The sequence below is a fragment of the Mycobacterium sp. WMMD1722 genome (assembly GCF_049315205.1).
Taxonomy (GTDB): domain Bacteria; phylum Actinomycetota; class Actinomycetes; order Mycobacteriales; family Mycobacteriaceae; genus Mycobacterium.
This window is the reverse complement of the sequence record NZ_CP186056.1, coordinates 2,276,342-2,287,577: the sequence shown is the minus strand read 5'-3', so window position 1 is coordinate 2,287,577 and position 11,236 is coordinate 2,276,342. Positions and strand designations below refer to the sequence as shown.

Below are 11,236 nucleotides of genomic sequence, written 5' to 3'. Positions count from 1 at the left end.
CGCACGTCCGCGTGCTCGGCCGGTGCGCGTGTCAGGATGGCACGGTGACGCGGGTACTTGCGGTCGCCAATCAAAAGGGTGGGGTCGCCAAAACGACGACGGTGGCGTCGTTGGGTGCGGCGATGGCTGAACAGGGCAAACGGGTGCTGCTGGTCGACCTGGATCCCCAGGGTTCGCTGACGTTCTCGCTCGGGCACGATCCGGACAAGCTGCCGGTGTCGGTGCACGAGGTGCTGCTGGGCGATGTGGAGCCGGATACGGCGCTGGTGGAGACGCCGGAGGGCATGACGCTGCTGCCGGCGAACATCGATCTGGCCGGCGCCGAGGCGATGCTGCTGATGCGGGCGGGGCGGGAGCACGCACTCAAACGGGCGCTGGCCAAGCTGGCCGATCGGTTCGACGTCGTGATCATCGACTGTCCGCCGTCGCTGGGGGTGCTGACGCTCAACGGTCTCACCGCCGCCGACGAGGTGATCGTGCCGCTGCAGTGCGAGACGCTGGCGCACCGCGGTGTCGGCCAGTTCCTGCGGACGGTCTCCGACGTCCAGGCGATCACCAACCCGGACCTGACGATGCTCGGCGCCCTGCCGACGCTGTACGACTCGCGGACCACCCACAGCCGCGACGTGCTCTTCGACGTCGTGGACCGGTACGCGCTGCCGGTGCTGGCACCGCCGATCCCGCGGACCGTGCGGTTCGCCGAGGCCAGCGCGTCCGGGTCTTCGGTGCTGGCCGGTCGCAAGAACAAGGGTGCGGTGGCCTATCGGGAGCTGGCCGTGGCGCTGCTCAAGCACTGGAAGAGCGGTAAGGCGATGGCCACCTTCACCCCCGAGGTCGACTAGGCGACATCACGGCTGGCCGAGTGCCACCAGCTCGCCGCCGCGCTGCTCGATGAGCTGCTCACCGGCCACCGCGGGGATCACCGGCTCCGGGGACGGGGGCCGCGAGAGCGCCAGGTGGCGTTCCCCGGCCCCGGTGTCGGGGTCGAAGACGTCATAACCGCCGGTCACCGGGACCAGTAGCCGGCCGGCCATCTCGGTCGCCGGACCCACCGGCAGATCTCCGCCGGACGGGGTGACGGTGTAGCGGTAGCGCAGACCGTCTGCGGCGAACACCATCACCTCCCGGCCGGTCCACCAGGTGAGCAGGTCACCGGCGCGGGCCGCGGTGGCCAGCGGTGACGCCGGCTGCCCGACGAGGGTGCTGGCGACGGTGGTACCGGTCTCGTCGATGACGTTGACCGTGGGTTTGGGCGTGGGCAGGTAGACCGCGGTGGTGGTGTCCGACACGGCGATCACCCGGGCGTCGGAATCCGCGGCGACCCCCGGCAGTTCGACGTACTTGATGTCGGGGGTGTCCTCCTCGTCGGACGGACGCAGCAGGGTGAGGCGGAGATCGGGTTCGTCGGGGCAGGCCTCGAGCACCGACACCGCCGACGAACTCGCCGCCGCTGAGATCAGTCGGCACAGCGGCATGATGGGGATGTCCGGCTTGATCCGCGCGTCGAGGGCGCCGTAGCTGATCATCCGCACCATGTCCGAGCGCCACAGCTCCAGTCGGCTGTCGCCGGCGGAGAGCACCGTGGTGCCGTCGGAGGACAGCGTCACCTCGGGGTCGGCGTATCCGGTGCGCGCGGAACCGCGTTTACCGGTCCGCCCGTTGATGGTGCTGACCTGTCCGCAGCCCCGGGTGTCGGGATAGACGGCGACGGCGTAGTGGTAGACCGACGTCACGCCGCACAGTTCGAGGTCCCGGGAGTAGCTCCACAGCGGTTGTCCGGTGTGCGGGTCGCGGCCCTCGACGAGTCCGCCGTCGCCGGTGACCACCGACCCGCCGACGACGATCGGCCGCCGGGTTTTCGGGCTCGGCGCGCTCCACAGCTGTGTCAGCGCAGTGGGGACGGCTTCGGCGGTCGGCAGGTCCTCGAGCGTCTCGGCGGCGGGCCGGCTGATGGTGGCCCTGGCGTCGCTGGTCCACCACACCAGACCGGCGATCACCGCGATCACGGCGACGATCGCCGCGGCGGCCACCAGGTCGCCGCGGGTGCGGCGTTCGGGTCGAACCACGGATGGGCGGCTGACGTGGGTCAGCTGCCGGTGGTGGTCGCCGCCTTACGCGGCCGACGGCGGCGACGGCGGCGGGCCGGGGCAGCCGAATCGCCGTCCGAGTCGCCCGCCGGCTCGCCGGCGTGGTCGGTGGTGTCGGCGGGTTGGTCCCCGGACGGTTCGACGTGACCGGTGACGGGTTCCCCGCCGCGGGTGCGGCGGCGGTTGCGGGACCGGTTGCGGGTCGGCTTCTCCCGCGGCTCCCGCTCGGAGCGCTCGGTGCGCTCGGACCGCTTGGCGCCGGACCGGGGCCGTGCCGCGCCGACCGAGCCGCCGGCATCGGTCGGGATGTTCAGCTCCTCGTAGAGGTGCGGGGAACTCGAGTAGGTCTCGACCGGCTCGGGGGTGTCGAGTCCGAGCGCCTTGTCGATCATCGCCCAGCGGGGCAGCTCGTCCCAGTCGACCAGGGTCACCGCGATGCCGGTCTTACCCGCGCGGCCGGTGCGGCCGATGCGGTGTACGTAGGCCTGCTCGTCCTCGGGGATCTGGAAGTTGATGACGTGGGTGATGTCGTCGATGTCGATGCCCCGGGCCGCGACATCCGTCGCCACCAGAACGTCGATCTCGCCGGTACGGAACGATTTGAGCGCCTTCTCGCGGGCGCCCTGGCCCAGGTCACCGTGGACGGCGCCGACCTGGAAGCCGCGCTCGGCGAGCTCGTCGGCCACCTTCTGGGCGGTGCGCTTGGTGCGGGTGAAGATCATCGTCGCCCCGCGGCCCTCGGCCTGCAGGATGCGGCTGACCATCTCGACCTTGTCCAGCGCGTGCGCCCGGTAGGCGAACTGCTCGGTGGTGTCGTGGGTGGCCGCGGAGTGCGGTGCCTCGGCCCGGATGTGCGTGGGCTGGGTCATGAAGGTCCGGGCCAGGGTGATGATCGGATCCGGCATGGTGGCCGAGAACAGCATCGCCTGGCGGACTTCGGGGATCTGGCGCAGGATGCGCTCGATGTCGGGCAGGAAGCCCAGGTCGAGCATCTCGTCGGCCTCGTCGAGGACCAGCATGCTCAGACCGCCCAGCTGCAGATGGCCCTGCTGGGCGAGGTCGAGCAGCCGGCCGGGGGTGCCGATCACGACATCGACGCCCTTCTGCAGGGACTCGATCTGCGCCTCGTAGGGACGGCCGCCGTAGATGGACGTCACCGACAGCTTGCGGTCCCCGGCTCGCAGATATGTGGCGGCGCGGGCGATGTCTTCGTACACCTGCAGGCACAGCTCACGGGTCGGGACGACGACGAGGGCCCGCGGGATGCCGCTGAGTTCGCGCTCGGGGTCGGTGGTGATCCGCTGCAGCAGCGGCACACCGAAGGCCAGGGTCTTGCCCATTCCGGTGCGGGCCTGGCCGATCAGGTCGTCGCCGGCCAGGGCCATCGGCATGGTCAGTTCCTGGATGGCGAAGGGGTGTTCTTTGCCGTCTTCGGCCAGCGCACGGACGATCTCCTCACGAACGCCCAGGTCGGCGAAGGAGATCTTGGCGGGTTCGGCCTCGACGGTCTCGGTGATCTCGGTGATCTCGGTGGTGATTTCGGTGGTGTTCTCGGTGGTTTCGGTCATGCGTGAGGACAGTGCCTTTCGGGTCGATCGTCGTGCTGATCGCGGTTGGTCACGCGCGCACGAGTTTCGACGAAGGAGCACCGGGGCCCGGGCCTCATAGGTAAGGCAGGCCGACTGCGTGCACGCACATTATCTATGGTCACAGCTGTAGAACAGGTGACCCGTCAGCCATCGTACCTGGTCGGGTCGGTGCGCTGTCGCCGGCGGGGCCGCCGTCTAGAGTTGCCGCATGACTCCGACCCAGCCCGCAGCCTCTTCTGGGCAGGCCGCCGACCAGGACGCCTCGGGCGTGTCGGCCGACCATCCCGGTGTCGTGGAACTGTTCGCGTTGCTGGCCTACGGCGAGGTGGCGGCGTTCTACCGGCTCACCGAGGAGGCGCGGATGGCGCCGAACCTGCGGGGTCGCATCAACATGGCGAGTATGGCGGCGGCCGAGATGAGTCACTACGAGTTGCTCCGCGACGCCCTGGAGCGCCGCGGTGTCGACATCGTGCCGGCGATGACGCGCTACGCCTCGGCGCTGGAGAACTATCACCGGCTGACCACCCCGAGCACATGGCTGGAAGCGCTGGTCAAGACCTATATCGGCGACGCGCTGGCGGCGGACTTCTATCTCGAGATCGCCGATGCGCTGCCGTCGGAGATCGCTGACGTGGTGCGGGGCGTACTGGCCGAGACCGGGCATTCGCAGTTCGTGGTCGCCGAGGTACGCGCGGCCGTGACGGCCAGCGACCGGCAGCGCCACCGGCTGGCGCTGTGGTCGCGACGGCTGCTCGGCGAGGCCATCACCCAGGCGCAGTACGTGCTGGCCGACCACGACGAGCTGGTCGATCTGGTGATGGCCGGCGGCGAGGGCCTGACGCAGATCGCCGAGTTCTTCGAGCGGCTCCAGCAGACCCATCAGTCCCGGATGCAGGAGCTGGGGTTGGCCTGACGGGGCTACGCCGTACTCACTGCGTGCAGGTGGCCAGCATCGACGGGTTGGTCTGCGCCACCAGGGTTGTTCCGGCGGTGTCGGTGATCGCGCAGGTGAGCTGACCGCCGACGCTGGTGGCCGTTACGGATTTGAGCTGTACACCCGGATCCAGCGTGACGGTTTTGGACCAGGGCAGCGCCACGTTGAGTTCGGTCTGCAACGCGCCCTGCTGGTCGGTGTAGATGACCGTGACGAGGTCGATGAGCTGTTTGTTGCCGGCGACGGTGTAGGTGATCGTGCGCGGATCGGCCAGCGGGACCGGTGCCGCTGCAGCCGTGGGCAACGGTTCGGGTGCGAGGGTGGCGCTCGGTGCGGGTGTGCGGGGGGTGGGGGTCACGGTGGTCACCGTCTCGGGCGAGAGCCGGGCCGGGGGCGCCGGGCGGGCCGAGGTGTCCGGGTCCGCCGCGGGCGCCGCTGGCGTCATCTGGGCGGGCGAGGCGCCCGCGCCCTGCACCGTCGCCGATACCGATCCGCTGTCGCCGCCGCCGAGGATCACCGTCGTGCAGACCACCGCGACCAGCAGGATGGCGCCCGCCATACCGGCGATCCACAGCCAGCGACGGTCGACGTCGGTATAGGACCCGCCGACGTAGGCGTCGTAATCCTCGTAGTCGCCGTCCTCGTAGTCGTCGTCCTGGTACTCGTCGCGGTGGCCGTACGGATCGCGGTCGCCGGGATCGGCATACCCCGGGTGGTCGCGGTGGCCGCGCGTGCGCGTCCGGACCGAGTAGTCCTGGTAACTCGAGCCGTGGTCTCGTCCGGAACGCCGGTAGGAGTCGTAGGTGCGGTAATCGCCGAAGGCGCCGTAGGGCGAACTGCCCGATTCCCGGCGTTCGAGGCGCTCGGTTCTGGTGGGCAGCTCCGGGTGAGGCGGATAAGGCCTGCTCATAACCACTTCCGGTAGACGGGTGCAATGCGCTGCTCCGAGACTAACGAGGCGAAAGTGACAGATGAGACTGCTAGGCGACGTGTTGATCACGGTCCGGATTCGGTTCGGTCGCTGCCCGCGGCGCACCTCGCCGGCCGGGCTTCGCTCAGCGCGTAGCGACCGCGGCGCCCTGAGCCCGGCGCCGTCCACTAGCCTTTCGACAGGACACGGCACCCGACGGGCGCCGGCGACGGATTCAAACGGAAGGGTGCAGCGTGGAGGTCAAGATCGGTGTCACGGACAGCCCGCGCGAGCTGGTCTTCAACAGCGCGCAGACCCCGACCGAGGTGGAGAAGCTGGTCACCGATGCGCTGACCGAGGGGGTCGGCGTGGTCGGGCTGACCGACGAGAAGGGTCGGCGGTTCCTGGTGCAGACGTCGCGGATCGCGTACGTCGAGATCGGTGCCGCCGACGTGCGCCGGGTCGGCTTCGGGGTGGTCGGCGCGGAGGCCGTCAAGAACGGGTGAGTGGCACGTGGGACAGTCCGCCCCAGGCGAACTGGACCGTGCCGTCGACCGCGTCGTCCTTGGAGATCGGCCGGTCGGCGTCCAGCCAGTAGCGGGCGCAGTCGACGCTGATGCCCACCAGGCCCACCGCGATCATCCGGGCGCGGTGGGCCTCCAGGCCTGAATCGCGGCTGATCAGGTCGAACACCGCGTCGGTGCAGGCCTCGGTGGCGACCTTCACCGCGGCAGCGACCGATGGCTCGGTGACGTAGTCGTTCTCGAAGATGAGCCGGTAGCCCTGGCTGTCGTGTTCGATGAAATCGAAGAATGCCTGTACGGCCGCACGTAGCCGCTGACGGTTGTCGGTGGTGGTGCGCAGCGCCTGCCGGACCCCGGAGACCATATTGTCGACGTGCCGTTGCAGCACCGCCAGGTACAACTCGAGCTTCGACGAGAAGTGTTGGTAAAGAACAGGTTTGCTGACACCGGCGCGTTCGGCGATCTCGTCCATACCGGCGGCGTGATAGCCGCGGTCGACGAACACCTCACTGGCGGCGATGAGCAACTGCCCGCGGCGTTCATCGCGGGGCAGTCGGTTGCCGCGTCGGTTGCCGCCGGAGGAACTGCTGGCACCGTTGGCCGGCTTGTCGCCTCTCCGCGCAGCGGTGTTGGCGAGATCGCTCATCAAGTCCTCAATCTGATTTCGGCCGGCGCGCCGGATGGTGTCCGGTCGGCGCGCTCGTCGCATCGACACTACTACCGATGAGCTGACCCATGCGTGATGACACCTGCCGGTGCCCGCGGTGGCGCGCCGGGACCGCAAGTGCTGATGGCTGTGCCATCCTGTTGCGGTGACCTACGACCCGGGACGTCACGGGGGCGGTCATGTGCCGGCGCTTCGCGACGAGTGGGACGGGCCGGGGCGTGCCCTGCGCGAACCCCTGCGCGCGCAACGCGATCCGCTGGCCTTCGACGCCGGCCGCGCGCGGTCCAACCGCGACGACCGTCAGCAGTGGCGCAAACAGTCCTGGCTGGGTCGCTTCGTGTCCACCTACGGCTGGCGGGCCTATGCGCTGCCGATCCTGGCCGTGCTCACCGTGATCGTGCTGTACCAGACCGTCACCGGAACCACCGCGCCGCAACCGTCCGCCGACGATGAGGGCCCGGTGCAGGGGCCACCGACCATCGGGATGGCGAGCACGGCCATCGTCGGCGCACCGCCCAAGGGGTTGACCCAGTTCGACGCGAATCTGCCGACCGGGATCCTGCCGGCGGGCGGACCGTTCACCGAGGCCGGTGCCAAGACCTGGCACATCGTTCCCGGCACCGCGCCGCAGGTCGGGCAGGGGACCGCCAAGGTGTTCACCTACACCGTCGAAGTCGAGGACGGGCTGGACACCGCCGGCTTCGGCGGTGACGAGGGTTTCGCGCGGATGGTCACCGAAACGCTGGCCAATCCGAAGAGCTGGACACACAACCCCCAGTTCGCGTTCGTCCGCGTCGATTCCGGGGACCCCGACTTCCGGGTGTCGCTGACCTCGCCGATGACCATCCGGGAGGGGTGCGGCTACGACATCCCCCTGGAGGCGTCCTGCTACAACCCGGCCTATCTGGGTGACCAGTCCCGGGTGTTCATCAACGAGGCGCGCTGGGTGCGCGGCGCGGTCCCCTTCCAGGGGGATGTCGGTTCCTACCGGCAGTACGTCATCAACCACGAGGTCGGCCACGCCATCGGCTACCCGCGCCACGAGCAGTGCCCGGAGAACGGTGCGCTGGCGCCGATCATGATGCAGCAGACCTTCTCGACCAGCAACGACGACGCGGCCCGATTCGATCCGGAGACCGTGCACGCCGACGGGCTCAGTTGCCGGTTCAACCCCTGGCCGTATCCGATCGCCTGACCACGCCCGCAGCGCACATCGCCGGGGCCGGGAAGCAATGCGGCCCGTTCGCCGTTGTGCCTGACGCCTATCCTGGAAACGTGCACGTCTGCGTTCACGCGGACCGTCGAACTGAGGAGATATTCGGGTGTCGTCACCGTTGCCGCCGCTGGTGGAGCCCGCGGCCGAACTGACCCGCGAAGAGGTTGCGCGCTACAGCCGCCACCTGATCATCCCCGATCTCGGCGTCGACGGACAGAAGCGGCTCAAGAACGCCAAAGTGCTGGTCATCGGTGCCGGCGGGCTGGGATCGCCGACGCTGCTCTACCTGGCCGCGGCCGGAGTGGGCACCATCGGAATCGTCGAGTTCGACGTCGTCGACGAATCCAATCTGCAACGCCAGATCATCCACGGCCAATCCGACGTCGGCCGGTCCAAGGCCGAGAGCGCGCGCGACTCGGTGCTCGAGATCAACCCGCTGGTCGAGGTGCGGCTGCACGAGTTCCGCCTCGAGCCCGACAACGCCGTGCAGCTGTTCGAGCAGTACGACCTGATCCTCGACGGCACCGACAACTTCGCCACCCGCTACCTGGTCAACGACGCCGCGGTGCTGGCTCACAAGCCGTACGTCTGGGGGTCGATCTACCGCTTCGAGGGCCAGGTGTCGGTGTTCTGGGAGGATGCGCCGGCCGACGAGGGCGGCAATGAACGGGGCCTGAACTACCGCGACCTCTATCCGGAGCCGCCGCCACCGGGGATGGTGCCGTCGTGCGCGGAGGGCGGGGTGCTCGGCATCCTGTGCGCCTCCATCGCGTCGGTCATGGGCACCGAGGCGATCAAGCTCCTCACCGGCATCGGGGAACCGCTGCTGGGCCGGCTCATGGTCTACGACGCCCTCGACATGACCTATCGCACCATCAAGATCCGCAAAGATCCCGCCACGCCCAAGATCACCGAGCTCATCGACTACGAGGAGTTCTGCGGTGTGGTGTCCGACGCCGCCGCGGAGGCCGCGGCGGATTCGACGGTCACCCCGCGCGAACTCAAGGAGCTGCTGGACTCGGGCAAACCGCTGGCGTTGATCGACGTCCGCGAACCGGTGGAGTGGGACATCAACCACATCTCGGGCGCCCAGCTGATCCCCAAGGGTTCGTTCGAGAACGGGGAGGCGCTGGCCAAGCTCCAGGTGGACCGGACGCCGGTGTTCTACTGCAAGACCGGGGTGCGCTCGGCCGAGGTGCTGGCCATCGCGAAGAAGGCCGGTTTCTCCGACGCCATGCACGTCCAGGGCGGCATCGTGGCCTGGGGTAAGCAGCTCGAACCCGACATGGTGATGTACTGAGTCGTTGCCCATACGTGACCTGACACGACCGCCATCGGGTCTGGACCTGCACCTTTAGCCAGTAACCTGTCCTGGTGAATTCCGAGCGACCGCCCGACCATGTCCTCGCGGCGTTCGGGCTGGTCGGCGTGCGGCCGGTGCCTCTGGGGTCCAGCTGGGAGGGTGGCTGGCGCTGCGGTGAGGTGGTGCTGTCGATGATCGCCGACCACGCCCGTGCCGCGTGGTCGGCCAAGGCGCGCGAGACGCTGTTCGTCGACGGAGTGCGCCTGGCGCGCCCGGTGCGGTCCACCGACGGCCGTTACGTCGTCTCCGGCTGGCGGGCCGACACCTTCGTCGCCGGAACGCCGGAACCGCGGCACGACGAGGTGGTCTCGGCCGCGGTCCGTCTGCACGAGGCGACGGCGACGCTGGAACGCCCCCGCTTCCTCACCCAGCCGCCGGTCGCACCGTGGGCCGACGTCGATGTGTTCATCGCCGCCGACCGGGCCGCGTGGGAGGAGCGCCCGCTGCACTCGCTGCCGCCGGGCGCCCGGGTGTCGCCGGGTTCGGCCGACGGGCAGAAGTCCGTCGAGCTGATCAACCAGCTGGCCACGCTGCGTCGCCCCACCAAGAGCCCGAGCCAGTTGGTACACGGAGATCTCTACGGCACGGTGCTCTTCGCCGGCGCGGCCGCGCCGGGCATCACCGACATCACGCCCTACTGGCGGCCGGCGTCGTGGGCCGCCGGTGTCGTGGTGGTCGATGCACTGTCCTGGGGCGAAGCCGACGACGGCTTGATCGAGCGGTGGGCATCGCTGCCGGAGTGGCCGCAGATGTTGTTGCGCGCGTTGATGTTCCGCCTTGCCGTACATGCCCTGCACCCGCGGGCCACGGCGGCGGCGTTCCCGGGGCTCGCGCGCACCGCCGCGCTGGTACGGCTGGTCCTCTAGAACGCGTGACGCAGGTCGCGCAGCGCGACCCTGCCGTCGGTGCTGAGCACCCCTTCAGCGCGCAACAACTCCAGCGCCCGGTCGGCCAGGTGCGCCGCGGGCCGCCCGGACGCCGTGATCACGCGATGCCACGGCAGGTCGGAGGAGTCGGTGCGCATGATCCAGCCGACGATGCGTGGACTGGACAGCCCGGCGGCCTCGGCGATGTCGCCGTAGGTGCTGACGCGGCCGGGCGGGATGGCCGCGACGAGCGCACGCACGGCCTCCACCTGGGCGTCGGTGATCGCCGCCACGCCTAGCCCCGGTCGAGGTACGTGCGGATCACCGCGGCGGTCTGCTCGGGTCGCGCCTGCGGCACCATGTGGTCGCAGTCCCACTCCTGCACGGTCAGGTCGGAGCCGAGCGCGGCGTCGAGGGTGGCCAGCAGTTCGTCGGTGACGTACGGCGGCTGCGTGCGGGTGGCGCGCACGACGGTCATCGGCATGCCGTCGCGGGGGACGGCCACCGGGCGGGCGAGCTCACTCCAGTAGGCCATCATCGCGGGCACGCTGATCCGCCACCCGCAGCGGCCGTTGGGGAGTTCGACCAGGTGTTCGTCGAGTTCGAGATCGAGTTCGGCCGCGTCCACCTCACCCCACGACCCCGACACCTTCTCCTGGCGGGCCTCGGCCCGGTCGGTGTAGTCGGGCGAGGCGAACATGTCGTCGGCGATCTCGCGCATCCACTCACCGTCGAGACCGACGGCGGGGTCCAGCAGCACCAGAGCCGACACCAGATCCGGCCGTAGCGCCGCCAGGGCGAGCGCGACTGCGCCGCCGAAGGAATGCCCGGCCACCACCACCGGGCCGTCGGCCTCGGCGTCCAGCAGATCGGCCAGCGCCGCGGTGTTGGCATCGATCGTCCACGGCGCCGCCCACGACGAACGCCCGTGTCCGATCAGGTCGGGTGCGGCGACGGTGAACTCGGGGAGATGACGGGCGGACAGGGTCTCCCATCGCCGGCCGTGTCCGGTGAGCCCGTGCACCGCGAGCAGGTGCGGGGCTCCGGCGGGTCCGTAGCGGTGAACGTGCAGAGTCACCC

General features: G+C 69.7%; 12 protein-coding genes. 6 read left to right on the top strand and 6 right to left on the bottom strand.

The window, feature by feature from the left end; all coding sequences use genetic code 11:
* Positions 1 to 11: 11 nt before the first annotated feature.
* The gene (locus ACN27E_RS10840) at positions 12 to 842 is read left to right on the top strand and encodes a ParA family protein (protein WP_422749797.1); all 831 of its coding nucleotides are present in this window, start codon (positions 12 to 14) and stop codon (positions 840 to 842) included.
* A 6-nt stretch (positions 843 to 848) separates the two neighbouring features.
* Here ACN27E_RS10840 and ACN27E_RS10835 read toward each other — a convergent pair whose 3' ends face one another.
* A complete protein-coding gene (locus ACN27E_RS10835) occupies positions 849 to 2,066 on the bottom strand; it encodes a hypothetical protein (RefSeq protein ID WP_422748950.1) in 1,218 nt (405 codons plus the stop codon).
* A gap of 20 nt (positions 2,067 to 2,086) precedes the next feature.
* Positions 2,087 to 3,655, bottom strand: a complete 1,569-nt coding sequence (locus ACN27E_RS10830; RefSeq protein ID WP_422748949.1) for a DEAD/DEAH box helicase — start codon at positions 3,653 to 3,655, stop codon at positions 2,087 to 2,089.
* Positions 3,656 to 3,884: 229 nt separating this feature from the next.
* Here ACN27E_RS10830 and ACN27E_RS10825 point away from each other — a divergent pair, with 229 nt between their 5' ends.
* The gene (locus ACN27E_RS10825; RefSeq protein ID WP_422748948.1) at positions 3,885 to 4,589 is read left to right on the top strand and encodes a ferritin-like fold-containing protein; all 705 of its coding nucleotides are present in this window, start codon (positions 3,885 to 3,887) and stop codon (positions 4,587 to 4,589) included.
* Positions 4,590 to 4,605: 16 nt separating this feature from the next.
* Here the strand turns inward: ACN27E_RS10825 and ACN27E_RS10820 are convergent, their stop codons facing one another.
* Complete coding sequence (locus ACN27E_RS10820; protein ID WP_422748946.1) at positions 4,606 to 5,520, bottom strand: MmpS family transport accessory protein; 915 nt, start codon at positions 5,518 to 5,520, stop codon at positions 4,606 to 4,608.
* 254 nt (positions 5,521 to 5,774) lie between these two features.
* Here ACN27E_RS10820 and ACN27E_RS10815 point away from each other — a divergent pair, with 254 nt between their 5' ends.
* On the top strand, positions 5,775 to 6,026 hold the full coding sequence (locus ACN27E_RS10815) for a DUF3107 domain-containing protein (RefSeq protein WP_422748945.1): 252 nt from the start codon (positions 5,775 to 5,777) through the stop codon (positions 6,024 to 6,026).
* On the opposite strand, the gene ACN27E_RS10810 is transcribed toward ACN27E_RS10815, so the two are convergent.
* Complete coding sequence (locus tag ACN27E_RS10810) at positions 6,013 to 6,690, bottom strand: TetR/AcrR family transcriptional regulator (protein WP_422748943.1); 678 nt, start codon at positions 6,688 to 6,690, stop codon at positions 6,013 to 6,015. The genes ACN27E_RS10815 and ACN27E_RS10810 overlap by 14 nt on opposite strands.
* Before the next feature lie 166 nt (positions 6,691 to 6,856).
* Between ACN27E_RS10810 and ACN27E_RS10805 the strand changes: the two genes are divergently transcribed.
* The 3 genes from ACN27E_RS10805 (at position 6,857) to ACN27E_RS10795 (ending at position 10,156) form a co-directional block, all read left to right on the top strand.
* Entirely contained in the window at positions 6,857 to 7,906 is a 1,050-nt protein-coding gene (locus tag ACN27E_RS10805) for a DUF3152 domain-containing protein (protein ID WP_422748941.1), read from the top strand.
* Between the two features lie 127 nt (positions 7,907 to 8,033).
* A complete protein-coding gene (gene moeZ, locus ACN27E_RS10800) occupies positions 8,034 to 9,227 on the top strand; it encodes an adenylyltransferase/sulfurtransferase MoeZ (protein WP_422748939.1) in 1,194 nt (397 codons plus the stop codon).
* A 74-nt stretch (positions 9,228 to 9,301) separates the two neighbouring features.
* The gene (locus tag ACN27E_RS10795; RefSeq protein ID WP_422748937.1) at positions 9,302 to 10,156 is read left to right on the top strand and encodes a TIGR02569 family protein; all 855 of its coding nucleotides are present in this window, start codon (positions 9,302 to 9,304) and stop codon (positions 10,154 to 10,156) included.
* On the opposite strand, the gene ACN27E_RS10790 is transcribed toward ACN27E_RS10795, so the two are convergent.
* Both ACN27E_RS10790 and ACN27E_RS10785 read right to left on the bottom strand, forming a co-directional pair.
* Positions 10,153 to 10,449 carry an MGMT family protein gene (locus ACN27E_RS10790; protein WP_422748935.1) on the bottom strand — a complete coding sequence of 99 codons (297 nt, stop codon included), beginning with the start codon at positions 10,447 to 10,449 and terminating at the stop codon, positions 10,153 to 10,155. The genes ACN27E_RS10795 and ACN27E_RS10790 overlap by 4 nt on opposite strands.
* Positions 10,450 to 10,451: 2 nt before the next feature.
* Positions 10,452 to 11,234, bottom strand: coding sequence for an alpha/beta fold hydrolase (locus ACN27E_RS10785; protein WP_422748933.1), 783 nt, complete (start codon positions 11,232 to 11,234; stop codon positions 10,452 to 10,454).
* Positions 11,235 to 11,236: the final 2 nt, after the last annotated feature.